16 protein-coding genes are annotated in these 25,849 nt (G+C 58.6%); 8 read left to right on the forward strand and 8 right to left on the reverse strand.

Going from position 1 to position 25,849, the window contains the following annotated elements; translation table 11 throughout:
* Window positions 1-16 precede the first annotated feature (16 nt).
* Complete coding sequence (locus CA51_RS11540; protein ID WP_145120689.1) at window positions 17-712, forward strand: 7-carboxy-7-deazaguanine synthase QueE; 696 nt, start codon at window positions 17-19, stop codon at window positions 710-712.
* A 33-nt stretch (window positions 713-745) separates the two neighbouring features.
* On the opposite strand, the gene CA51_RS11545 is transcribed toward CA51_RS11540, so the two are convergent.
* Together CA51_RS11545 and CA51_RS11550 are read right to left on the reverse strand one after the other, a co-directional pair.
* A complete protein-coding gene (locus CA51_RS11545; RefSeq protein WP_145120691.1) occupies window positions 746-2,176 on the reverse strand; it encodes a DUF1501 domain-containing protein in 1,431 nt (476 codons plus the stop codon).
* Between the two features lie 6 nt (window positions 2,177-2,182).
* Entirely contained in the window at window positions 2,183-5,281 is a 3,099-nt protein-coding gene (locus CA51_RS11550; protein ID WP_145120693.1) for a DUF1553 domain-containing protein, read from the reverse strand.
* A 291-nt stretch (window positions 5,282-5,572) separates the two neighbouring features.
* On the opposite strand from CA51_RS11550, the gene CA51_RS11555 reads away from it, so the two are divergent.
* Entirely contained in the window at window positions 5,573-6,007 is a 435-nt protein-coding gene (locus CA51_RS11555; RefSeq protein WP_145120695.1) for a hypothetical protein, read from the forward strand.
* Between the two features lie 40 nt (window positions 6,008-6,047).
* Here the strand turns inward: CA51_RS11555 and CA51_RS11560 are convergent, their stop codons facing one another.
* The gene (locus CA51_RS11560; RefSeq protein WP_145120697.1) at window positions 6,048-7,169 is read right to left on the reverse strand and encodes a saccharopine dehydrogenase family protein; all 1,122 of its coding nucleotides are present in this window, start codon (window positions 7,167-7,169) and stop codon (window positions 6,048-6,050) included.
* An 84-nt stretch (window positions 7,170-7,253) separates the two neighbouring features.
* Here CA51_RS11560 and CA51_RS11565 point away from each other — a divergent pair, with 84 nt between their 5' ends.
* The gene (locus CA51_RS11565) at window positions 7,254-8,630 is read left to right on the forward strand and encodes a hypothetical protein (protein WP_145120699.1); all 1,377 of its coding nucleotides are present in this window, start codon (window positions 7,254-7,256) and stop codon (window positions 8,628-8,630) included.
* An 18-nt stretch (window positions 8,631-8,648) separates the two neighbouring features.
* Here CA51_RS11565 and CA51_RS11570 read toward each other — a convergent pair whose 3' ends face one another.
* Complete coding sequence (locus CA51_RS11570) at window positions 8,649-11,456, reverse strand: hsp70 family protein (protein ID WP_145120701.1); 2,808 nt, start codon at window positions 11,454-11,456, stop codon at window positions 8,649-8,651.
* A 321-nt stretch (window positions 11,457-11,777) separates the two neighbouring features.
* Complete coding sequence (locus CA51_RS11575; protein WP_145120703.1) at window positions 11,778-12,329, reverse strand: carboxypeptidase-like regulatory domain-containing protein; 552 nt, start codon at window positions 12,327-12,329, stop codon at window positions 11,778-11,780.
* A gap of 344 nt (window positions 12,330-12,673) precedes the next feature.
* On the opposite strand from CA51_RS11575, the gene CA51_RS11580 reads away from it, so the two are divergent.
* The 4 genes from CA51_RS11580 (at window position 12,674) to CA51_RS11595 (ending at window position 20,539) form a co-directional block, all read left to right on the forward strand.
* Window positions 12,674-13,411: a 3-keto-disaccharide hydrolase gene (locus CA51_RS11580; protein WP_145120705.1), complete on the forward strand. Its 738-nt coding sequence runs from the start codon at window positions 12,674-12,676 to the stop codon at window positions 13,409-13,411.
* 188 nt (window positions 13,412-13,599) lie between these two features.
* Window positions 13,600-18,924, forward strand: coding sequence for a DUF7507 domain-containing protein (locus tag CA51_RS11585; protein ID WP_197451762.1), 5,325 nt, complete (start codon window positions 13,600-13,602; stop codon window positions 18,922-18,924).
* 172 nt (window positions 18,925-19,096) lie between these two features.
* Window positions 19,097-20,083: a DUF1559 domain-containing protein gene (locus tag CA51_RS11590; protein WP_231746137.1), complete on the forward strand. Its 987-nt coding sequence runs from the start codon at window positions 19,097-19,099 to the stop codon at window positions 20,081-20,083.
* 12 nt (window positions 20,084-20,095) lie between these two features.
* Window positions 20,096-20,539 (forward strand): DUF4198 domain-containing protein, encoded by a 444-nt coding sequence (locus tag CA51_RS11595; protein WP_145120711.1) that lies wholly within the window; start codon window positions 20,096-20,098, stop codon window positions 20,537-20,539.
* 54 nt (window positions 20,540-20,593) lie between these two features.
* Here the strand turns inward: CA51_RS11595 and CA51_RS11600 are convergent, their stop codons facing one another.
* Entirely contained in the window at window positions 20,594-24,049 is a 3,456-nt protein-coding gene (locus tag CA51_RS11600) for a WD40 repeat domain-containing serine/threonine protein kinase (protein WP_145120713.1), read from the reverse strand.
* Between the two features lie 635 nt (window positions 24,050-24,684).
* On the opposite strand from CA51_RS11600, the gene CA51_RS11605 reads away from it, so the two are divergent.
* Window positions 24,685-25,032: an Hpt domain-containing protein gene (locus CA51_RS11605; protein ID WP_145120715.1), complete on the forward strand. Its 348-nt coding sequence runs from the start codon at window positions 24,685-24,687 to the stop codon at window positions 25,030-25,032.
* Window positions 25,033-25,090: 58 nt separating this feature from the next.
* Here the strand turns inward: CA51_RS11605 and CA51_RS11610 are convergent, their stop codons facing one another.
* Both CA51_RS11610 and CA51_RS11615 read right to left on the reverse strand, forming a co-directional pair.
* A complete protein-coding gene (locus CA51_RS11610; protein WP_197451763.1) occupies window positions 25,091-25,339 on the reverse strand; it encodes a hypothetical protein in 249 nt (82 codons plus the stop codon).
* A gap of 6 nt (window positions 25,340-25,345) precedes the next feature.
* Window positions 25,346-25,834, reverse strand: a complete 489-nt coding sequence (locus tag CA51_RS11615) for a phage holin family protein (protein WP_145120717.1) — start codon at window positions 25,832-25,834, stop codon at window positions 25,346-25,348.
* Window positions 25,835-25,849 lie beyond the last annotated feature (15 nt).

Here is a 25,849-nt window from a genome sequence, read left to right on the forward strand (position 1 = left end):
GGCGAAAGGGGGGACGTTGCGCATTGCCGAACTTTATGCCAGTCGACAAGGCGAGGGCCTTCTAACGGGAACATCCAGCGCATTCATCCGAGTCAGCGGTTGTAACCTCCGCTGCTGGTTCTGCGACACGCCCCACGCCTCTTGGAATCCCGAGGGGGCTCAGCAGTCGATCGACAGCATCGTCGCCGATGTCCTGCGATTGGAGGTCTCCCACGTTGTCTTAACCGGCGGCGAGCCGATGCTTTTCCCCGAAATCGTCACGCTTTGCCAGCATCTGGCCGACCGCGGACTGCATACGACGATCGAAACCGCCGGCACGATCTACCAAGATACAGCCTGCGATCTGATGTCGATCAGCCCCAAACTGGCGGGCAGCCGCCCCCGCGATGGCAGCCTCAGCGAAAAGTGGCAACTGCAGCACGATCGTCGCCGTTGGGCGGTCGATGTCGTTCGTCGATTGATGGTTGAATCGCCCGATTATCAGCTGAAGTTTGTTGTCGACCAGCCGAGCGAACAGTTGGAAGTTCAGCAGATGGTCGATCAATTGCAGCCCGATGTCGATCCGGCGAAGGTCTGGATCATGCCTCAGTCGCGTTCGACGGCGGAGTTGGACGCGCACGAATCGTGGCTGCGTCCCTGGTGCGATCAACAAGGATTCCAGTACTGCGACCGAATGCACCTGCGTTGGTACGGGAACGTCCGAGGGACGTAGGCGATGTGAGCCTTCGGCTCCGTCGCAGCATGACTACGCCAGGATCGGCTTGATTACATGCCCGTGGACATCGGTCAATCGGAACCGGCGGCCTTGGTATCGGAACGTCAACCGCTCGTGATCGATCCCCAATTGATGCAGGATCGTCGCTTGCAGATCGTGGATATGAACCGGGTTTTCGGTGACGTTATAAGAAAAGTCATCGGTCTGGCCGTGCGTGATCCCCGGCTTGATTCCGCCCCCTGCCATCCAGATCGTGAAGCATCGCGGATGGTGATCGCGGCCAAAGTTCGTTGCAGTAAGCTTGCCCTGGCAATAATTGGTCCGACCAAATTCGCCCGCCCAGACGACAAGCGTATCTTCCAATAAGCCACAACGCTTGAGGTCCTGAACCAACGCTGCTGCCGGTTGATCGGTTTCGCTGCACTGCCGCTTGATTCCGCCAGGCAGACCGCCGTGCTGGTCCCAGCCTTGATGGTACAGTTGGATAAAGCGGACGCCGCGCTCGGCCAATCGCCGCGCCAAAAGGCAGTTGGCAGCAAACGTTCCTGGGTTCTTAGCATCGAGACCATACGAATCGATCACCTGCTGACTCTCGTCGGCAAAGTCAGTCGCTTCGGGAACGGAAGCTTGCATCCGAAAGGCGAGTTCGTGTTGAGCGATCCTCGCTTCGATCGCCGGATCGGAAGTCTCCGCGATCTGCATCTCGTGAAGTCCTCGCAGCGTATCGAGCATTGCCCGCCGCGACCCCCGATCGACCCCCGCCGGGTTGTTCAAATAGAGCACCGGATCTTCGCCCGAACGGAACCGAACGCCTTGATGCTGAGCCGGCAGGAATCCGCTGCCCCACAGTCGCGAGACCAACGGCTGCCCACTTTTGTTCTTGGTTACCAAGACCACAAAGGCAGGCAGGTTTTCGTTGTCGCTTCCCAAGCCGTAGCTGAGCCATGCTCCCATGCTAGGGCGGCCGGGGAATTGCGAACCGGTCTGAATAAACGTTACGCCCGGCCCGTGATTAATCGCTTCGGTATGGACCGATTTGATGAAGCAGAGCTCGTCGGCGATCGCGGCGGTATGGGGCAACAGTTCGCTGACCGTGGCTCCCGATTCGCCATACTGCTGAAATTTGAAGGGTGATCCGACCAGCGGCAGCGACGCCTGATTGCCGCTCATCCCGGTTAGTCGCTGCGTGCCCCGAATCTCGTCCGGCAGTTCGCTGCCATGCCGAGCGTTCAGTTCCGGCTTATGATCGAACATGTCGATCTGAGACGGCCCGCCGGCTTGGAACAGGAAAATCACGCGTTTCGCGCGCGGCGCATGATCGATGCCCGACGGCGTCGCGGCGGCGGAGATGTTTGGATTGACCAAGTCGGCCAAGGCGATCGAGCCTAGGCCCATCCCAAACTGCTGCAACAACCGACGCCGCGATGTTCCCAACGGCGATTCAAATCCAGTGCATTTCATCGCTTGTTACCTTCGCATCACGGCGGGATCAAAATTCATCAGTGTCGAAACGACAACGGTCAACGCCGCCCATCGCGGACGCGACAGATCGGCCACCTCGCGGCTACTGCCAACATTTAAAAGCGCTTCGGCCGCCGCAACATCTTGTTCGAACTTGTCGGTCTGCTGTTGCAGCAGCGACAGCACCAGTTCGGCTTCCCGCGGCGTCGGCTTGCGCTGCGTCAGTCGCTGAAAAACGGCGTCGATCCGGGCGGAATCGTCGCTCTCCTGCAACGCCACGTTCATGGCGAGGAATCGCGCGGCTTCGACGAACTGAGGCCCATTCATCAGCACAAACGACTGCAGCGGCGAACTGGTCCGTTCGCGTCGCAGTTGGCAAACGTCTCGCTTCGAGGCATCAAACGTCATCATCGCCGGCGGCGGGCCGGTTCGTTTCCAGTAGGTGTAAACGCTGCGTCGATACAGCCCGGATCCCGCATCAAACGGCTTCGGCTTAAACGACTCGGAGACCTCGTAGGGATTCACCGATGGGCCGCCAAGCGTTTGGTCCAACAGACCACTTGCCTGCAGGTAGCCGTCGCGCAACATTTCGGCTGACAACCGGAAGCGAGGTGCCCGGGCCAGCAGTTTGTTTTCCGGATCGATCCGCCGCGTCTGTTCGCTACACTCGGACGATTGCCGATAGGTCGCCGACATCACGATCTGCTTTAACAGCCGCTTCACATCCCATCCGTTTGCGATGAAGTCGCTGGCCAGCCAGTCGAGCAATTCCGGATGCGTCGGACGCGCCCCTTGCGTTCCAAAATCTTCGGGAGTGCGGACAAGGCCTTCCCCAAACAACATCTGCCAATGACGATTGACCGCCACGCGAGCTGTCAACGGATTGTTTGGATCGGTCACCCAGCGGGCGAGCCCCAGGCGATTGCGAGGCCACTGCGAATCGAAGACCGACAAAGCTTCAGGCGTTGCGGCCGAAACGAGCTCGGCGGGAGCATCGTACAGACCGCGGGAAAGGAGATGCGTTGGCCGCTGCTGGGGCAGTTCGCGCATCACCATGATCTCTTCTGCAGCGTCCTGAATCGCCGCCAGCTTCTCTCTCGCCTGCATTAACCTTTGCCGATGTTCCGCCATCACCGGATCGACGCTCAAAAGGTAGCGGCTGCGAAGTTGCGAATCGTCGACTACGGGCGGTTTTTCGGCGGCGTTAACCGTCGCTAATTGGAGTGCTTCGGCGTGCGAGAGTTGGCGGTCGAAGACGCGGAACTCGTCGACAAGGCCCTGTTTAAAACCACGGTCTCGGAATCGAGCCCCGATGATCACGTTGTCGTTTCCGCCGCCGGTGATCTGCCGCGTCAATTGATCGCGAACGACGGAGGTTGCCATTGGTTTGCCGTCGATGAAAATTTGAATCCCGTCAGCGCGGCTCGATCCGTCGTACGTGATGCTGACAGCCTGCCATTTATCGATTGCGATCGGTTCAACGGTCTGGACACTGATCGCATTCCCGGGCCAGAAATGAATCAGCGAGAACTGCAAACGGCCGTCGAGAATCAGCAGTTCATATCCGCGACTCGCCGCATCGGTCCAGGCACGCGAGCGATGGAAGACGACCGCCCGCTCGAAGGCTTTAGGGCTGTTTATCCACAGGGAAATGGAAAAGGGTTGGAAGCGGCGGAAGTTGCCGACGTCCAACTTGACTTCGTCATCCCCCGTCAGCTTGACTGCATTCCCAACAACGCCGGGCACGCTTTCATCGGCCAACTTCTTTTCGAAATCAAGGTGTTTGATCTGGCCGGGAATGTCCGTTGGCGATTGCGTGCCGATCCACTTCTGAAACTGTGGCTGCTGCGTTTTCGACAGCTCCGCGGCTTGCGATTCCAGTTCCGCGATCTGTTTGCGCAGCGATTCGATTTGTCGTTTCTGGGCGTCGCTGAACAACGACAGCGTCGGCGTGGGAACGGCAGGCGTGAAGTAGGAATAGAGTCCCGCTTCGTCGATGTTGTCGAAGAACGCACTCAGTTCGTAGTAGTTCCGCTGCGACAGCGGATCATATTTGTGGTCGTGGCAACGAGCGCATTCCATCGTCAGGCCAAGGACCGCCGTGGAAAACGTCTGCGTCCGGTCGGCCACGTATTCAATCCGGAACTCTTCGGGAACGCTTCCCCCTTCGACTTTCTGAGGATGCAGTCGGTTAAACGTGGTCGCTAGGATCTGATCGTCGCTGGCGTCGGGCAATAGATCGCCCGCGATCTGTTCGGTCAAGAATTGATCGTAGGGCATGTTTTGGTTGATGGCATCCAACACCCAGTTCCGCCAGGGCCAAACGCGGCGATCGCGATCGACTTGATATCCGTAGGTGTCGGAGTACCGAGCGGCGTCGAGCCATTCGGTGGCCAAACGTTCGCCAAGATCTGGCGAGGCGAGTAGATGGTCGACAAGTCGTTTGTAGGCGTCGGCTTGTTCTTGTTCGCTCTTGCCCCAGCGATTCAGCCAATGCTCCAGCTGCGCCGCGGTCGGTGGCAGCCCGGTCAGGTCGTAATACAGCCGCCGTATCAGCCGTTGCGGCGACGCAGCCGTGGTCCGCTGAAGACCTTCGGATTGCAGTCGACGATCGATAAACCGGTCGATCGGCGATTCCACCGCAGAGGTCTGGTCGGCTAGCGGAGGCGGGATGGTCGGTGATTGGATCGGTTCAAACGACCAGTGCCCTTTCCATGGAGCGCCTTGTTGGATCCAGCTGCGGATCAGCGCGACCTCTTTGGCTGTCAGATTCAAGTTGGAATCTGGCGGCGGCATGACGAGGTCTTCGTCGTCCGAAGTGATCCGCGCGAACAGCTCGCTCGCCGCCGGATCGCCTGGTGTGATCGTCTGCTCTGCGAACACGCCATCGATCGATGCGAAGAGCCCTTCGCGGGTATCGAGCCGCAGATCGGTCGACCGCTGTGCCGCGTCGGGACCATGGCAGACATAACATCGATCGGACAGCAGCGGCTTGATATCCAAATCGAAATCGACGTCGCGTTGCAGCTCTTGGGCAACGCTCGCAGTCGATGAAATGCACGCCAGACTCAGCAGTAAACCGAGTCGAAGGAGGGAGTTTGTCATGCGGCTATTGTAGCGTGCGGCTACATCGCCAGCAAAACCGCGATGCGGTCGGTCCACGATCCGCTGTCTCACAGTTCATGTGGGCGTGCGCGTACCCTGGTGGTTGGCGCAGAATCGCCGCCGCCGGAAACCTTCACTTTTTCTTGCCCCTCTAGCGGTCCAACCTATAGTTCAGAGGACGCTATGCGCTGCGTCTGCAAACTTTGTGTAGGCGCCTTGCTGTGGTACATCGATAACTTGGGCACCGTTGTGGATTTCATTCGTCGTTTTTGGGTATTTGGTCTGATCCTCGTGATGGTGGCGCTTCACGCGTTGATCATCGTGAACGTTCGTAAAGAACTGGTGAAGATCAAGGCGGACGAGTCGCAAGCTGTCGATCTGGGCAGGTTTAGCTTCCAGCGAGTCGACGACAAATCGACTGTCTACCAAGTCCATCTGTACGCTCTGTTGGAGCCGAGCCAAGCGGTGCGAGGTCGCCAGGAACTGCAAAAGAATATCGCGACGTTGAACGAGATCGTTGGTCAGCAGTTGCGTTTGGCGGAGAAGAATTGGTTGGCCGATCCGATCCAAACCGATTTGAAGCATCATCTCAAACAAGAGATCAGCAAGTCGATGAACATCGATTTTCTGGACCAGTTGCTTGTCACCGAGTGGTTGGAACTTCCGGTGGGAATCGCTTCAGGCACAGGGCTGTTGCAAACTCAGTCGCTGGCAAGCGGTTCGTAACGCCCGATCTCTGCCGGCGCGTCTACTTTGCTGCCAATCGCTACGCTGCACCGCCGGCGTCACTGAACTCGGGGTGCTGTCCCGATTGATAGTGCCGCCCGAAGCGGTTCTTAATAAAATCATCGAAGCCGACTTGTTCCTGTCGGACGAATCCCTGGGATGGCAATTCGCCAGCGACATGCATATCGACGACCGCGCATATTGCAGCGGCTGTCGTGATCTGGATCGCGCTCCACTGCTCCCCCTCGATCTGGCGAGCATATATCTTCCGGGCGTCGCTCAACTGAACCAATTGCCCGTTGCGTTGGCCGGTCACGGTACAGAACGTAATCACAAGATCTTGGAACGTCACCGGGACGGCGTGTTCCAAAATGTCTTTCAGCAGTTCGCGGCGCTGGCCCAATTGAAGATCGTTGATCAGGAACGCGACCAAGTCGCGATGCCCAAGGTAGCGGATCGTTTTGTAGTTGAGCGATCCGACGCGGTCGTGCAGCGTGTCGCACAATGTCCCCAGTCCACCGCTGGTATTAAACGCTTCGTAGCGTGCGCCGTCGATCGAAAAATGCTCCAAACCCTCCAGCGGTAGACTGTCGATTCGCTTTCCGCGATAGATCGTTTCGCAGGGATTGCAGTATTCGTTGATCAGGCCGTCGGTCGACCATGTCAGGTTGTACTTCAGTGCGTCGGTTGGATATTGCGGCAGTGCTCCAACTCGCATTCGAACCGATTCCAAGCTGTCGAACTGGCGGCTCAAATGCATCGCGATGATCGAGATGAATCCGGGAGCGAGTCCACACTGCGGCATAAAGATCTGTCCTGCCACAGCGTCTTTGGCGACCGCTTGCACCGCCCGCGTCGTCTGCACATCTTCGGTCAAATCGAAATAGCTGGCTCCCGTCTGCAACGCCACCTCTGCAATCAAGGGATTGAAGCGGAAGCTGAGCGCGGAGATCACGATCGTTCGATCGGCCATCGCTCGCGTTAACGCTGCGCGATCGGTTGCGTCGAGCAACAAGGTGTCTACCGCTTTGCACGGTTTGATCCTCGCCAGCGCGGTCGACTGCGAATCGGCGACTGTTACCATGTAGTCCCCGGTTTCCGCTAAGAATCCGGCGATCATGCGACCGATCTTTCCGGCACCCAACAGCAGCACATTGGTCATCGTCGATTCTCCAAAGGGCCCCAGAAACGGATAATAGGGAAACAGCAAGACTCTGTCATTATAGAACCACAGGGAAGTCGATCCATGGTGAATCTGCATCCATCCGCCGCGAACAATTTCCATTGGCAACCGCAACCCGATGCGTGGCGGTGCATCGCGAGGATTGTGCAAACGTTGGCCGCCGACGAACCTTATATCCAGGACCTTGCCGTTCGGATGCTGTCCGAGACCGGTACGCGATTGATCGATTGGGTCGCGGAAATTCGCTTGCCTTTTGGTTCTCCCGAAGTCGACAATTTGCTGGCCGTTGGGTTTGTCGACGCCGGCGATCCCCAACGCAAACTACTTGTCAATCGCGATGGGATGTTTCCTGTCGTTCATCTGCAAGCCGAATCGTCCAAGCCTTGCCTGGCGATCAAGGTCGAGCGTCTGGCTGATTTTTGCACAGCAAATGGAGGCAGCAATTGGGAGCAGGCCAAAGAGCAGGGGAATGGTTTTCTCAGTTGCACTGCCGTGGTCCACGAAGGGGCGAAGTGTGATTTGGCGGCTGTTGAAAATCATGGTAGTACGCCGCAGCAACCCGTGACGCAGTTGGCCGAACATGTTGCTGCGTTTCGCACGGCGGTTGCGGGGCGGAGCCGTCCGGTCGCGCGAGTCGATGCGGGGGCGGCGTTCGACGCAGCGATCGCGTTGTTTCGCGATGCAGTTGCCAAATTGGGAACCGGTTTGGCGTGCGATCTCTTCTTCCAATCGGAACGCGAGTATTGGCAGGACCGCAACCTCGCGGCTCGGCTTCAAAAGCAGCGGCAGGATGCGTTGGGACTCGGCTGGGGAAACCACGACCATCACACCTACCGATCCAGCCGAGCCGGTTTCCATCGATTGATCGAAGCCTTGGAAGTCCTCGGATTTGTCTGTCGCGAGCGGTTTTACGCCGGAGCGGACGCCGGTTGGGGAGCTCAGGTTTTAGAGCAATCCGATGCGGGCGTGATCGTATTTGCCGACGTCGATCTATCGCCGGATGAGGTCGCTGGCGATTTTGCTCATCAGCCGCTGGAGGATCGATCCGAACTGGGGACGGTCGGATTATGGTGCCGCTTGCATGGCGAAGCCTTCCTGGCGGCGGGAATGCATCATCTGGAATGCCAGTTCGATTTCGATGCCGCCCGGGCGCAGCTGGCTTTGCTGGGGATCGCCACGATGGAACCGTTCACCGACTTTCCCTTCTTGCGGCAAGCGTTCACCGCGGCGGAAACCTGGGCTGTCGATCCCGAGGTGCTTCGCGAAGCGGTCGCCGACGGCGCGATCACCGCTGCGGAAGCGGAGCGGTTCGAAAAACAAGGAGCCAGCGGTTCACATCTCGAGATACTCGAGCGGAACGACGGCTACAAAGGGTTCAATCAAACGGGGATCAGCGACATCATTCAACGGACCGATCCACGGAATTCGTCCGCGGTTTAGCCGTTTCGGTGCACCGTGTTAGCCGAGTCGCAAGCCGCGCGGCAACGCTTCGCCGAACACTTGTTCCTGCTCTTCGTGACTGAACCGTCCCCCTTGGGCAACGATCGAAGTCAGGTGGTCCGAGACTCCGTCGCCAGCCAACGCATCGACGACTTCGTCGCGCGTCGACGGTTCGATGTCGCGGTACCGATCGTCGACGCGACGGCACAATTGAACAAGAGCCAGTTGTTCGGCGGGGCCACGCTGGCGAACCGCTAGCAGTGCGGCGATCCAGGGCTGGATCGCGTCGACCGAAACGACGGTATTCAGCGGCCCGTAAAACGGCTGGCGGGCACCCAAGCGTCCCAACGCCCAGACCATCGCCTCGCGTGGCGATTGCATGCTGTTGCGATTCATCAAGTCGACGATCATGTTGCCGAGATCGACTTTCAGTCGCCCGTCGAGTAGTTCCAGCGAGCCCAACAGACGCCAGACCTCGACCGATTCCTCCGGCTTCAGTGGCGCTGCGTTGCCGAGCGGTCGGCCGAGCGATTTACGATGCATTCCGCGAATCGCAGCGATCCAGTTCTCGGCGATCGCCGCCTGTTGTCCACTGCTGAGCCCCCCGGCGATCCGCCGCCACAGGATCAAGCTTTCGGTTTGAATGTTGCCGCCGTGGTGAGCTAACTTGCCATGGATCGTCCGCCAGGTTTGCGCCACCCGCCAATCGTCGACAGCAAGCCCATACCCGGGACGCAGCGAATAACCTAACAAGTTTAACCAGCGGGCTTCATGGGCGGCGCTCTTGTGACGCCCCGCTTCGAAATCCATCAACGCTTCCCAGATCCGCCGCAGCAGCGACATCGGCCAAGCGTTCCGCGAGCTGCCCATGATCTGGGCGATATGTTTGGCGATCTTGGCCGGTTTGGCGGAGCCGGTTTCGTCGAACACCTCTGCAATTGCATGCCGACACAGCGACCAAGTCTCTTCATCGACGAAGCCTTCGGTTTCGCCGACGGCGACGTGCTGTTGAGTGTCGGTTTGCGTGGTCGACCGCACATCGAACTGCAGCTTCCAACTGCGATTGCTGCCGATCTCGTGGCAGGACAAATCGATCGTGCCGATCTCGGTCAGCCCGATCCGCAAGCGGACCGAAACTTCGCCAGTCTCCTTGCGGTTCTTCGAACGCAATACGGTCCGCACCGGCGGCAGCGACGTCATCTGTTCGACGTCCAGCGGCAGGACCTGCCCCAGTTGATCGGCTAAGCGAATGCTCGACACGTACAACGGGAACTCCACGGGCTGCGAGATCGTCAGCTGGAATGTTTGGTCGAGTTCAAACGTCTCGCCGGGCTGCGCTCCGCCGGGAACCAGACAGACGACTCGCGGTTGTCCGCTGACCGCATCGGCATCGACGCCGATGTAATAGCTGCGGGCGAGCGAGGCGGCGATCTTGACCCCTTCGCCGCGGCGAACCATGCCGTAGTAGGCTGCTCCGCGAGCAACGGCTAAGTCCAATCGATCGTTATCGAGGACGGTCGGAGCTTTCCCCAGCCAATGTTCCAGCCGTTGTAGCACTTCGCTGCGGAGGACTGGCGACGCGAAGAAGCCGCCGTTGAAGAGGACGACGTCGGGCAGGCCGCCTCCTTCCTCGTCGTCGCGGTGAGCCGTAAGGAATGTGCTGAGGTAGCGGGTGATCGCGGAGTCGGTGGCGTATGGCAGCCCGAACTCTTGGAAGCCCGAAGCGTGTTGTGTCGGGGCGTCGGTCAGGTCGCATTCGGGAAGAAAGCCATCGACAAGCAGCGCCCGGACTTCATCTTGCGTCACGTCGGTCTGCAGGCTGCTGGCGATCAATCGCGAACCGCCCGATGGCAGGCTGATCGAAACCTGCTGCGATGCGGCTTCGCCCAGCAACTGCTCCTTCGCGGCGCGGCTGGCCGACAGCAACAGATCCCATTGCCGCGGCGGCAACTTTTTCCCCGGCGTCAGTTTTTGTTCGAGGTGTTTGGCGAGGGCGAGGTCGAGATTATCGCCACCCAAGATTAAGTGTTCGCCGACGGCGACGCGATGGAATTGAATCTGGTCGGGCTCGGTCCGGCTGGCGCGAACGCGGATTAAGGTAAAGTCGCTGGTGCCGCCACCGATGTCGCAAACGAGAATCGTCTGCCCAACATCGACGCGCTGCTGCCAGTCGTTTTGATGCTTGTAGACCCAGGCGTAGAAGGCGGCTTGAGGTTCTTCGATCAGGACGACCCGCGGCAGATTGGCCTGTCGCGCGGCGCGAACTGTCAGCTCGCGGGCGACTTCATCGAACGAAGCGGGCAGCGTGATCACGATGTCTTGATCGGCGAGCGGTGCGTCGGGGAATTGGTCGTCCCAAGCATCGCGGATGTGAGCCAGGTATTGGCTGCTCGCTTCGACTGGTGACATCCGGCGGACATCGTCGACAGCATGCCATGGCAGCAGGTTCGCGGTGCGGTCGACTCCAGCGTGACACAGCCACGATTTCGCCGATGCGATGCCACGCCCAGCAGTCTGCGCTCCCTCCTCGCGAGCCATCACGCCGACGCAGTGATCCGGATCGGTGCGATGCCAGGGCAATCGAAGCGCTTCGCCACTGGCTTGCCCCGTGGCGGGCTGGTAATGGAACGACGGGAGCGTATCGCGTGGTTCGACTTGCCCCGCAGCGACCAATTGAGGAATCGACAACACCCGAATTTGCCAGGGCGTCTGTTGGGTGTCGATGTACGTCACGGCACAATTGGTCGTGCCCAAATCGATGCCGACAACAAACCGACTGGGCAATCGATCGACCAACGGATCGAAACTCGCTTCTGCCTCCGACACGATAGCTATTCACTCTTGAGGATGGGAAACAACAATGCTGCGATGGGCTCGGTGAGCCGTGTGCGTCTATTGTATCGCCGACGCTTCGAATCGCGAACCTGCCGCGAGCTAATGCAGCGCCAGTCAGTGTTTTTGGGGTGGCACACTTGGTAACGCGTCGTGCTGCCATTTTCGAAGAAGCTTCAGCTTGCAAAGGTGCTTTTCGTTGCGAGGCGACTTCAGCGGCAAACGAAAACAGCCCATCGAATCGGTTCGATGGGCTGTTCGTGATTTTTATGGAAGCCGCCGTGGCAGCTTCGGATCGTTGGCGGCAACGCTTGTTCAGCTGGCGTCGTCGTCATCGTCCAAGGCCAGAGGAATCGCGATCGCAGCAGCGATGACAGCGGTCCAGACCAATGGGCTTTTCAGCAGGCGAAGGCACAGGCTTTCGTCGCCACCACGTTCGTCGCATTGGCCGCGGAAGGTCTTGGTGTCGGTGACGCCGATCGCCCCTTTGACGCTTCCTTCAGGAGCCGAATCGGCATTCCACACGCGATAGGTTCGCAGGCCGGCGAAGCTGACGACTTGGTAGACGCCCGGTTTCAGGCCCTTGACCGAATAGACGCCTTCGTCGTTGGTCTTTACCGTGGTGACGTGTTCGGTTTGCTGGCCGATCACAACGGTTGCACCTTGAACTGGCTTGCCGTCGACGTCGACGACCGAACCGTTCAGGTTGCCCTGTTGGTCCAACGCGAGGTCTTGGATGCCGCTGTAGACTTTGACGCCTTCAACCATTGTGAATTGAGGCTGAGCGGCGAAGACAGCTTGTTGCATGCAAACGGCAGCGCACACTACGGCGGCAATTGCTCGTTTGGCTTGAATTGATCGAAACATCGTTTGCTCTCCAATTGGATATCTGGTGGGTCCGTTCCAGCGGGAGAGACTCCCGACTAAGAATGTTGATTACAGTTTTACTGATCGTCCGGATCGCAGCGGGCTCTTAGTCCTTTTGGGAAGAATGGAGCGATTTTTCCGACTGCTAGGTTTACATAGTGTGCGATTGTCCCGTTTCTCTTCAGCTCATGGCCTTGGAGCTGGGGACCGCTATAATTTCCATTCCAAACCAGCTTGGATTACCGTTGGGCCCTGTTTTGCCCAGCTTTCCGCTGCTGATTGGCCCGTGACGGCCCTGCTGCGGAGCTTCTACCATTTACCACCATCTTGAGGAATACCACACCATGCGCACCGTTTTTGCTGCAACCCTTCCACTTCTGTTCGCCGCGTTGCCACTGTTTGCCGACCAACCGACGACTCTTCCGGCGGAGTCGGGCGAGATGACTTCGATCTTCAACGGCAAGGACCTCACCGGCTGGGATGGCGATCCGCGGCTGTGGTCGGTCAAAGATGGCGTGATTCATGGCGAAACGACAGCCGAAAACGTCGCCAACGGGAACACCTTTTTGATCTGGCAGGACGGAAAAACCAAGGACTTCGAACTGCGTTTGTCCTTCCGTTGCAATGCGACCAACAACTCGGGGGTTCAATACCGCTCGCGACACATCACCGATGGCAAGCCTCGTAACCCGTGGGTGATGCGTGGATATCAACACGAGATCCGCAACGAAGAGAACCTGCCCAACGTGTCCGGCTTCATCTACGACGAAGGTGGAAAGCGCGGCCGCATCTGCCTGGTCGGCGAAAAGGCGACTTGGGGCAAAGATGGCAAGAAGGTCGAAGGGAAGTTGATCGACGCGGCGGAATACAAAGAGCTGTTCAATGTCGGGGAATGGAATGAGGTTGCGATCATCGCCAAGGGGAATCACCTGCGTCATTATATGAACGGGCGTTTGGTACTCGATTTCACCGACGCGACACCCGAACTGGCTCTGCTGGACGGAATGCTTGCATTGCAACTGCACGCTGGCAAACCGATGTGGGTCGAATTCAAAGATATCCGCATCCGCGAAATCAAGTAGCCTCAAGCAGGCTGTGCAAGGATCGACGAGCGTTCTAAATCGCTCGGACACCTCCGCTTTCTCGCGACTTTTCCGGTCAGGGACTTGCCCTCGACCGCGTTGCGTGTGACAAATTAGGCCAGTTAGTTGTGTTGTGCAGCCTGGGTGAAATGAAGCGGTGAGGATGTATGGGTCGCTCTAAGGATATCGTGTCGAAAATTCGTGGCCTCTCCAACCGTCGGGTCCGCGATAGCAAACGCCGCGAAAAACAAAGCAGCCGCTTTCGGCCGCGTTTCGAACAGCTCGAATCGCGGCGTCTGCTGGCCGTCGCGACCGACTTGGCCAACATCTCCGGGATCGTCTACGACGATGTCGACGGCAATGGGCTGAGTGCTGGCGAGGAGATCGCCGGGGCGACGGTGAACGTCTACCGCGACAACGGCAACGGAATCTTCGAGCCAGGCGCCGGGGACGGATCGCCCGTGGCGACCGACATCAGCGATGCCAGCGGTCGCTACACGCTGACCGGGCTGACGGCAGGCAGCTATTTTGTGCAACAGCCAGCCCAGACGATCGGCGGCAATTCGCTGAGTCAGCAGGTCAGTCCAGCGCTCACGATCACCGCAGCTCAAGCCGAAGGGGTTTTGGTTCGCACGATCGATTCGTTTGATGGAACGACCGATCTGGTCAGCGACACCGCGAACGACGGCGTCCGCGTCGCCTCCAGCTTGGCCGATGGTGCGGCGTTGGGTGGCGAACGCGATATCTTCGTCAACAAGACCTCGGTCAACGGTTTGGTTCGGATCTCGGTCAACGATCCGTTGCAGCCCGGCATCCTTTCGTTCGACAGCTTTGCTTCGGGCGATGGTCAGTGGAACGTCTCTTGGGATGGAATCGATGGAGACGCGTTGACGCTGGACGACACCGGCCTCGGTGGCGTCGATCTGACTTCAGCCGGTACCGCTGCCGGTTTTCGGTTGCAGATTGGTGCGGATAACCTTGGCGGAACGGCGATCGTTCGCGTCTACAGCGACGATGGCAACGGAGCGACGACGTCGCGATCGAGCCAGACGACGCTGGTGATTCCCGACACGGGCGGTTCAGCAACCAGCACCGAATACATCCCATTCAGCGCGTTCATCGGAACGGCCGATTTCACACAGGTCGGTGCGATCGAACTGGATATCACCGGGGTACCGAACATCAACGGGACGGCGGAACTTGTCGGCGCGATCGGTCCGACGACGATCACGCAGGACTTCGACAATTTCGAACAAGCCGATCTCAGTTTGACGAAGGTCTCCAACACGGCGGCTCCAGTCGTCGGTCAGACCGTTTCGTTTACCGTCTCGGTCACCAACACCGGTCCCAACACGGCGACCGGTGTCGAAGTGCTGGACCAATTGCCAACGGGGATCACGTTTGGCAGCGCCACTCCATCGCAGGGCAGCTACAACAACGCGACGGGGATTTGGACCGTTGGCAGCATCACCAACGGGGCGACCGCGACGCTGCAGATCAGCGGTACGCTGGCAACCGCTGGCGATAAGACCAATACGGCGGAGATCATCGCGGCGGATCAGACCGATCCCGACAGCACTCCGGGGAACGGACTACCCAGCGAAGACGATCAAGCGAGCGTGACGATCGCCCCGCAATTAATCGATCTGTCGTTGCTGAAAGCTGTCGACAACGCGTCGCCGAACGTTGGCGAAGAGGTCACGTTTACGCTGACGATCAACAACGCCGGCCCCAGCACCGCCACGGGAGTTGCCGTGACCGATGCGTTGCCGGGCGGACTGACCTTCGTTTCGGCAAGTCCTTCGCAAGGGAACTTCAGCAGCACCGGAGGTCTATGGACCGTCGGGGATCTGGCCAGCGGCGGAACGGCGACGTTGAACCTGACAGCTCGCGTTATCTCTGCCGGCACGAAGACGAATTCGGCGCAAGTGACAGCGGCCGGGCAAGCTGATATCGACAGCACGCCCAACAACAACGACCCGACCGAAGACGATCAAGCCTCGGTCGCGGTGACTCCGCAGGTTGCCGATCTTTCGTTGACGAAGGTCGCCGATTCGACGTCTCCCAATGTCAGCCAAAACGTCGTCTATACGATCACTCTGAACAACGCTGGCCCGAGCGCCGCGACTGGTGTTCAAGTCACCGATCTGCTCCCCTCGGGAATCGCTTTTGTTTCGGCTCAACCGAGCATCGGTACCTACGACAGCAACAGCGGACTGTGGACCGTTGGTTCGATCGGCAGCAACAACAACCAGACGTTGATCTTGATCGGCCGCGTCGATTCGGTCGGGGCAAAAACAAACGTTGCCGAAGTTATCGCGTCGGACCAGTTCGACAGCGATTCGACTCCCGGTAATGGAGCGACGACCGAAGATGATCGGGCCGAGGTGACGGTGACTCCGCAAACCGCCGACCTCTCGCTCGCGAAGACCGTCAACGATGCGACGCCAAACGTTGGCGAAAACGTGACGTTTACGCTGACCGTTTCCAACAGTGGCCCCAACCAAGCGACCGGCGTTCGCGTTCTGGATGAATTGCCGGCCGGAATGACCTTTGTCTCCTCCTCGGGCAGCCAAGGTGTTTACGACAGCGGGACCGGCGTTTGGAACGTCGGCACGATCTCCAACGGCGGAACGGCAACGCTGCGGATCGTCGCCACGGCAGGCAACGCGGGCTTGAACGCAAACTCCGCAGAGATCATCGCGTCGGATCAATTGGATCCCGATTCGACTCCCGGCAATAGCGTCGCTGGCGAGGACGATACCGCGGAGGTGACGTTCACCGCCGAGATCGTCGACCTATCGCTGGCCAAGACCGTCAACACGGCGCAACCAAACCTTGGCGAAAACGTCACGTTTACGATCACCGTTAACAACGCGGGGCCCGACGCGGCGACCAACGTCGTGGTTGTCGATCGCTTGCCGACGGGGCTGACTTTCGTCTCGGCAACGCCCAGCCAGGGAACGTTCAACACGACGACGCGACAATGGTCGATCCCCACCGTGCCTGCCTTTGGTTCGGTCACGATGACGCTGGTCGCCCGCGTCAACGCTGCGACGACATTGACTAACATTGTCGAGATTCTCGATGCCGACCAACCCGACATCGATTCGACTCCCGGCAACAACGACCCTAGCGAAGACGATCAAGCTGTCGCGTCGATCACGACCCGGCAAGCGGATCTCTCGCTGACGAAGACCGTCGACAACGCCAATCCGAACGTCGGCGATAACGTCACATTTACGATCGACATCAACAATGACGGCCCCGATGCGGCGACTGGTGTCGCGGTTCTCGATACGCTGCCGACGGGGATGACCTTCGTTTCTGCCAGCGCCACCCTGGGTACCTTCGATTCGGCCAGTCGCACCTGGTCGGTTGGGACCGTTCCCAATAATTCGGGCGCCCAATTGGAGATCGTCGCCCGCGTCGATACTCGCGGAATCAAAACCAACACGGCGCAGGTGAGTGCGTCGGAGGTGGCAGATCCCGATTCGACTCCCGGCAATAACTTGACGGCCGAAGACGATCAAGCCAGCGTTTCGCTGACGCCTCAATTGGTCGACCTCGCGCTGACTAAAGGCGTCGACGTGGCACAGCCCAACATCGGCGATAACGTCGTCTACAACTTGGCAATGACAAACACGGGGACCGACACCGCGACGGGCGTTGCGGTGACCGATACGTTGCCAGTCGGAGTGACTTTCATTTCGGCGATCGCCAGTCTTGGGAACTATGACGATGCGACCGGCGTATGGAACGTAGGGTCAGTCGCCCGCGGATCGACGCCAACGTTGGAGATTACGGTCCGCGTCGACACGCCCGATACAAAGACCAACGTAGCGGAGATCACCGCGACAGACCAATTGGATGTCGATTCGACGCCTGGCAACGGGATCACGACCGAAGACGATTACGCCACTGTCGACATCACGCCTCTTTCGGCTGACCTTTCGTTGACCAAAACCGTCGACGATCCGAAGCCCAACGTCGGCGAAAACGTCACCTTCACGATCACGGTTACGAACTCGGGCCCCGACGCAGCGACAGGGATTTTGGTCGAAGACCAGTTGCCACCGGATGTCGTCTTCGTTTCGGCGACCGCATCGCGCGGCAGCTACAACGAGCTGACAGGGATCTGGGATTTGGGGGCGTTGGGAAACACGGGGACTGCGACGTTGCAGATCGTGGCCAACGGAACCAATGTGATCGAGAAGGTCAATCAAGCGGAGATCGTTGCCTCAGACACTCGCGATCCCGATTCGACTCCCGGCAACAATGACAGCAGCGAAGACGATCAGGCTTCGGTTTCGATCGAGCCGCAGGAGATCGATTTGTCGTTGACAAAGACGATCGACAACAATGCACCCAACCGGGGTGAAAACGTCGTCTACACCTTGGTTGTCACCAACGATGGTCCCTCCGACGCGACGGGGATCGAAATCACCGACCGGTTGCCCGAAGGGATGACGTTTGTTTCCGCCGCGGTTGCTCAGGGAGCTTTCAACGCTTCGACGGGTGTATGGACGACGGGCAGCCTAGCACAAGGCGATTCGGCGACGTTGCGGTTGACGGCGACCGTCAATACAACGGGCACGGTGCTCAACACGGCAGAGATCACCGCCGCGGATCAACCCGATACCGACTCGACGCCGGGTAACAACAACATCACCGAAGACGACTTCTCCAGCGCCATCTTCGTCACCCCGGTCGCCGACTTGGGATTGACCAAGATCGTTGCCGATTCGACGCCGCTGGCCAGCGAGGACGTTGTCTTTACGATCACCGTCGTCAACAACGGCCCCGACGATGCGACTGGCGTCGTTGTTCGCGACCTGTTGCCGCCGGGATTGCTGTTCCAATCTTCGACCGAAACCCAAGGAACCTACGATTCGAACACCGGGTTGTGGAACGTCGGTGGGATTCCCAATACGGGAACCGCCACGATGACGATTCGGGCTCGGATCAACAGCGCCGACCCTAGCACCAACACGGCGGAGATCGTTGCGGTAGCGCAGTTCGACCCCGATTCGACTCCCGACAACGGGATCGCGGGGGAAGATGATCAAGCCAGCGTGACGGTGACTCCCGAAGTGAGCGACCTCTCGGTTACCGCGGCGGTCGACAACCCGACACCGGAACTGGGGGACAGCGTCGTGACGACGTTCACCGTCAGTAATGCCGGACCCGATGTGGCGACAAACGTCGTCCTTTCACTGCCGATTCCCCCCGGTTTCACCTTCGTGCGAGCGGATGTCAGCCAAGGAACGTTTGATGCCGCAACGGGACTTTGGACGCTGGGAACTTTGATCGTTGGCGAAACCCGCACAATTCGTATCACCGAACGGGTCGATGCGTTTGGCATCCGTCCGCATAACATCGAAGTCCAATCGGTCGATCAAATCGATCCCGATAGCACGCCGGGGAACATGTCGTTGGTCGAAGACGATTACGCCAGCGTAATGATCCAGGCTCCACGCAACCTTTCGAAGCGGTTGTTCCTTTCGCGCTGAGCGGCGATGTGGTTATTTTGGTGAACTAACCGCCAGATTGTGTATTTATTTGCCCCAGGAGCGGTGCGGTGCTAGGATGGACGCCGTTACGCCGGATCGGCGTTGCGCAATTCTCTTTTTGCAACGCTAATCCTGTTCTTTTCTAGCATTCATTTCTGGAAGGATGAGGGTAATGAAATCCAAGCCATTGGGGTTCACGCTGGTCGAGCTGTTGGTCGTGATTGCGATCATTGGCATCTTAGTTGGTCTATTGCTGCCCGCGGTTCAAGCGGCTCGCGAAGCTGCACGGCGAATGCAATGCAGCAACAATTTCAAGCAGATCGGACTCGCATTTCACAACTATCACGATACCCACCGCAGTTTTCCGGCAGCCTGGTATGCGCATGCTCCAATCCCGCCGTACAACCTGCAGTCGTGTGGCGTTGCTCTGCTGCCGTTTATGGAGCAGCAACCGTTGTACGATCGGTACGACAGTCGGGTGTCGCCAACTAACGAAGGCGGCCCGATCGGTCAAGAAAACGTCGCGGTGATCGCGACGCCGTTGGCCGGATTCGTCTGCCCTTCGTCTCCCGGCGGAATTCAGCGGGTCTACGATGCCAACATTGCCGCCGGTTCGCTGCCCGGGCTGCCGGCGATCAGCTTCACCGCCGCGCCGTCGGACTATTGCGTAACCGGTGGTGTCACCGGAACGTTCGCTGACATCGCCTACAGCGGAAACAAAGGAGGCTCGCGAGAGGGAGCGTTGGTCTTTGTGAGTCCGCAGGATCAAGGCAACAACCGCATCGCGGCGATCCTGGACGGAACGAGCAACACGTTTTTGATGGGGGAACGGACCGGCGGAACCGTGATCTATTCCGGTCGCAACATTATCTCCGTTCCCGCTGCCTTGGCGGAGACCAACGGCGGTGGCTGGGGCGACGCGCTGAACGGCGAACATTGGTTGGTCGGATCGGTTCGTGGAGCGACGACGTTCCCATTCGCCGAAGGCGCCTGCCCGATCAACTGCACCAATCTACGCAGCCAAGGGTTTCATGCGTTTCATCCCGGAGGAGCGATGTTCCTGATGGCCGACGGATCGGTTCAGTTCAATTCCGCAACGGTCGATGCGTTTGCCTTTGCCGCTCGAATCACCCGTGCAAAAGGTGAGGTAGCGCCTTAGGGCCTAAGTGCGATGCGTAATCTGATCACTACACTGCGGCTAGCGCTTTGCAGCTTGCCGCTGTTGGTTGGTTGTGGCCAACAGCAATTTCCCGGGGAACAGCCGGTATTTCCGATCGAGGGCGTCGTCACCGTCGACGGCAAACCTGTCGAGAACATTCAAATCGCGTTGCACCCTGCGGGCGATTTGAACGATGAGAAACCGTTTTATCCACAAGGGTTTACCGATGCCGAGGGGAACGTCAAAGTCTCGACGTACGCCGATGGCGATGGTGCGCCGGCGGGCGATTATCGCGTGACGTTTGTGCTGAAAGAGTACAATCTTTTGTCGCGATCGTTTACCGGTCCCAACCGCTTGTCGGCTCAGTACGCCGATTCCGCGAAGACGCCAATTACCTTATCGGTAGGCCCTGATCAGTCGAACGATTTGGGGAAGTTGGATTTCGAATCGAACTGAACCGACGGAGTCCTGCACGGTTTCAGCCCATGGAAAGTATGGGATGCTGTGCCGTTAGCGCTCTGCTGCATCGAGGTTCTCGATCGAGAACGGAAATGTGGTAGGGCGTACTTTGTTGTTGTTCACGAGATAGACCCAATACCTTCCATCGTCAGAGAACTGGATCTCTGTAATCGTCTCTTTTCCCGTTCCAACGACGACAAATCCCAAATAACGGAGGTCATCCGCATCCCAGATCCCGATCGATCCGTCGCTCCCTCCCGTGAGTAAGCTCTTGCCATCGGGAGTTGCGACGATCGACGAGATCTCGAATTTCGAGGTGAGTCCTCCCGGGGGCGGCGGCCAACGGGCGCTCGTCTGGACGACCTGCCCGTGCGCGTCGTGTTGGCGGACGCGATTGTCGGCGGCGACGGTATAGATGGCGCCGGTCTGGGGCGCAACGCAGGCGGCGTGGAACCGCGTCATTCCCCGTTCCCCGACGATGATATCGTTCTGTCCGAAGGTGAATTGCGAGATCGAATCGCCAAACATCAGGTAGTGCTTGTCATCGCGCAGCACCGCCGCGCGATGGGATACCGGCAGTTGTTGCTCAAAGAGAGGCTTGAGTTTTTCCCCTTCTTTGAGACTGGATTCGGTCGGCAGTTCATAGATACCAAGGACGTTTCCGCCGGCCGTGGAAAATACGACCCGATCATTGCCGGATCCAAAATCGATTGCCGTTGGATAGTTGACACCGGCTTTAACGTAATCAGGGTTATTAACGACGTAACGTCTATTTCCCCGGTGTAGGTCGAAGACGCTTAGATCTCCGCGGAAGTTTCCATTGGCGATCCATCGCCCATCGTCGGAAAGTCTGAGCATTTCCGGGACGGTCTCGCGCGATCGAGGTTGTGACGGTGGCCCGATCGTGACGATGTCGGATGTCGTTGTCTCAACTTTCACGATCGAACAATCATCGAGCGCTACATAGACCGATTGTCCGTTGGGTTCCATGGCGACGCACATGGGGCGAAATTGGAACTCTCTCAAATTTTCCGGTGGTGGTGGCTCAAATTGGCTGATTACAAGCGAACCATCTTCGCCACCGCTAGCGATCGTGCCATGCGATTCAAATGCGATTTCGGTCACCATTGCGGTGTGCAGAATCTGTTTACCCGAGTTGGGCCAGTTTAGTGGCGATTGAGCTTCGCTAGCGTAGTCTTGGGGGAGGTCGCTGAGATCCCATCTGACGATGGCACCGTTTTGAGTTCCCGCAACGATTCGTCGTCCATCGTGGGAGATCGCTACGCAACGGCTGATACCCTCGTTGTGTTGCAGGCGGATACGACGGTTCGGAGTCGTCCGCAAGTCGATCAGATCAAGCGATTGTTGTTGGCTTGGGCAACACACGACCCAATCGCCGTTCCCCGTCCATGCGAGTCGGTCGTACATGATATCCGGTTTGACTTCTTGGATAACATCGCCACCGCGCCAGTCGACCCATCGCACCGAATAGTGATCGAAGAGCATCGACACTTGGTTGCCATCGGCGGAAAACTCGAGGTCTTCGTTGCGCTGATCCGCTGCGACTTCGGCGACCATCGTGCCGGCGCGATAGTCGACGATACGTATCGGTTGGTAGCGGCAACCGACGGCTAACCGGTCTCCAGCGGGTGAAAACGCAAGCGATTCGACTGTCGTGGGCAAGCCGGTCAGTCGATCTGGTGCGGGGGTGTCGTCGAGCGAATAAAACTCAATTTGGTTGAGCGCCTTCAGCCAGCTCCCCTCTTGTTTGATCTGGATGCCGACGGCCAATAGACGCCCATCGGGTGAAGCGGCGATTGAAAACTGGCGGGTGCTGGCCGGAGTGGGGAGTTCGCGTTCGATTTCACCGCTTTCGATATCATGGATCCGAATCGGCCCCTCCTCGCCAGCGACTGCGAATTGTTTCCCGTTGGGTAAAAATAGGACCTCTCGAATCGGTGATGTGTACGCGGGCAGACGCGTCCAGCCCTTTCGCGTCTGGGTCTGCAACAATCGCAGATCGATGCCGATCGGGACGATCCCCGCCGCGTAGTCGGTGATCGATTCCGCGATCTGGAGCGCTCCGGCGAGATTGTTGTGCGACAATGCCTCGTACGCGTGGCGAAGGTCCGACACGTACGCGGTCTTCATGGCGTGTTGTTCGGCGGTGATCGCGAGATCGCGCTGCTCGCGGAACCTTTGGCGAGCGTCGATCGCGCGGTGCTCGCTGGCGCGAACCTCCTCCAACGCCGTTTCAAGCATCGATTGGTGTTCGGTCAAGCGGCGGTTGCTGTGTCCCAAAACAAGGGTTCCAGCGATCAGCAGCAAGATGATCGTTGCCAGTAAACTCGATTCCAGGGGAGAGCGGCGGATCGCGTTCCAAGTCCGCTCGGCAAACGATCGCGGCCGCGCGGTGACCATCATTCCGTGTTGCCAGCGGTGCAGATCATCGCGGAGGTCGACGGCGGATTGGTACCGTTGGGCAGGGTCTTTCGCCAGACACTTCAAGCAGATCGCTTCGAGGTCGCGCGGAATCGAACCGACCAATTCACGTGGCGGTGTCGGCGGGAAGATGCAGATCGCATTAAACAGCTCCACCGGTTTGTCGCCACGATGCGGCAAACATCCGGTCAGCATGCGGTACAGCAACACGCCGATCGCAAAGATATCACAGGCCTTGCCATGCCCCGATTCGTTCTCGAGCACCTGTTCGGGAGACATATACAGCAGCGTGCCGACGAGGCGATAGGGAGCGACGAGTTCGGATTCCGCAAAGATGTCGCGAACCAAGCCAAAGTCGGTCAAGCGTGGCGTCAGCTTCAAGCGTCCGTCGCCGCCGACCGATTCGGAGATCATGATGTTCCCCGGTTTGATGTCGCGGTGAACCAGGCCTTGATCGTGGACGTGGATGATCGCTTCGGTTAGTTCGACGCAGGTGGCACACGTCATTTGCGGATCGATCGGACCTGGATGCGCGGTCAACCAATCGGCAAGCGTCGATCCCAGACACAACTCCGAGACCAGATAGTCAGCCTGTTCATCTTGGAAGACTTCGTACAGCGGCACCAGATTGGGATGGCTCAACCGCGCAGCGGCACGCGCCTCGTGCAGTCGTTTTTCATCCTGCTTGCCATTTGCCTTGCGGCCGCGTCGACGTACCGACTTCAGCGCAACGTCCCGCAACAAGACATCGTCGTGCGCCAGATAAACGGTCGAAAATCCACCAACGCCAATTTTGCGTTCGATCGCAAACCGACCAATCCGAGCCGGCGGTTGGTGCTCTTCGGGATCCTCTTCCTCGCCCACAGCTTGCGTCGCCGAAACATCTCGCGTTCGCTGCTGAAAGAATTGGAGAACCGTATCGAGTCGCGAGTCATCGAGATCGAATGGGTCGAGCGAATGAGAAAATTCGCCCGCAGCTACCTGCTGACGAAACAGTTCGGCCTGCCGCGCAACCTCTTCGTTAGAACCGCTCTCGTTCGCCGCTGGGCCGTCGGGAATTGCCATAAACGTATTGCTAATCGTCCCTGATTCGCTAAGGATGTGCGTGTTGACGAGTTTGTGTGAGATGCCCCATCGAGTTTAGATACCCTTTATGTAAACGACAACGGGAGAGTTTTCGTTATACAGCCCAATCGGACCGTCAGAGGAGCATTTGTCAGATATTTCCGATTACGCATCTCAGTTATGGCACAGCATCTGCAAGGGCTAGCTCCCTGCGGTTCTTTTGTCTCCGGACCGAACCAACGGCGGATCGCAGGTCTCACCCGGCGAAGCACCGGTTTGAGCCCCCCCGGCACGACACGCCGTGTTGAACTGGATTGCTCGATGCAACCTAGTCACGAAATCCGCAGTGCAGCGATTCCGCTGCTTTGGACCACACGAGTTCGCGTTGCGGTTACAGTGTCGGAAGTCAGAACAGTTGCCGGTTTGAACTCGGGGGAGCATGGTGAATCCCCCGGCAGGATGACGGTTATCCCGTGATTGGGTTGGTGTCGCCGCCGTTTTACGCGTGATACTGAAATTACCGCGCGATGCGCTGATCAAAAGGAATCGGAAGAAGATAAAACCTCGGGAGCGCAAAAAGACGATGCTCAGAATCGGAACGACTGTCCGGCCGCCCCAGTACCAAGGAATTTGCGATGAATGAAGAACAATCGGTCCGCTTTGCCACGGCGCTGAAGCGGTTGTCGGGCGACGTCGAACTGTTGAGTTCGATGGCGATGATTGTTTCGGACGACGTTCCGGGGATCGTTGCCGAACTGGAGGAGCAGTTAGAAGCTGGCGACTCGGCGGGTGTCGTCGCTTCGGCACATAAGTTGAAAGGGATGTGCAGCACGTTTGAGACCGGGCACCCCGTGACCGCTCTCGAAGATGTCCTGCACGCCGCGCGCGGAGGAGACGTCGCGACGGCGCGGGAGCTTTATCAACGGTGCCAGCCCGATCTTCGCGAGCTGATGCAAGAGATCAGCAAGCTGGCTCAGTCATGAGGCGTCCAGTACCGGTCGCGACCGTTGCACGATGGCGTCACGATGGCCAGCCGAGCATTTAGGGTCTCAGCTTCCAGCCGACGAACAACCCGAGCCCGAAGCACCATAGAGCGGCCACGTCGGGCTTGTCGCGAGCGTAGTCTTTGGCCAATCCGAGCAGATCTTTTGCCGGTTGCGCGACCAGGTAGTTTGAGCATTCTTGCGAGGCTTCGGATGCCGCGTGCGCGGCTTGGTTGGCGTGACCGCGAACAAAGTCTCCGACCGCCGATGTGCCGTTTTGCTTTGGATTCTTACTGGTTTCGCTCATCGTGATTTACCTCTCGTTATAGACCGGACGTTCGTAAGTGCTAGCTTCTGCGCGATGCGATGGGTTAGGGCCGGGAAACGATTCGGCTCGCAACTGATTCCGTGCCGACGTATCGGGATTGATCAGAACCGCCTTGAGCCACTTCAGGTTCTCGGCGAACTCCGACTTCGTTTCCTGTAAAGCCGCCGATGCGGAAGTGATCGCTTCGGTCGCCGCAAACAACAGCGCGGCAACGATCCCAAACGTGATGCCCGCGACGCACAACAGCGAGGCCCCGACCGACCACTGGGCGTATTCGTGCAGCAGAAAGCTGCCGCCGACCATCGCCGTCGTCAGCGCGGAACCGCCAAGCGTGATACCAGCGGCGGCGGTCACCATCGCTCGTGTCGCTTTCCGCTTCGCCTCTTGGCTGTCGACCGACAGCAGCTGCATCTGAAGTTCGCATAGATCGAGGACATCGCGCGCGACGCGGCCGAATCCCGAGGGGCTATTCATCGTGATCGTCTCTGT

Source organism: Rosistilla oblonga (assembly GCF_007751715.1).
Lineage (GTDB): Bacteria > Planctomycetota > Planctomycetia > Pirellulales > Pirellulaceae > Rosistilla > Rosistilla oblonga.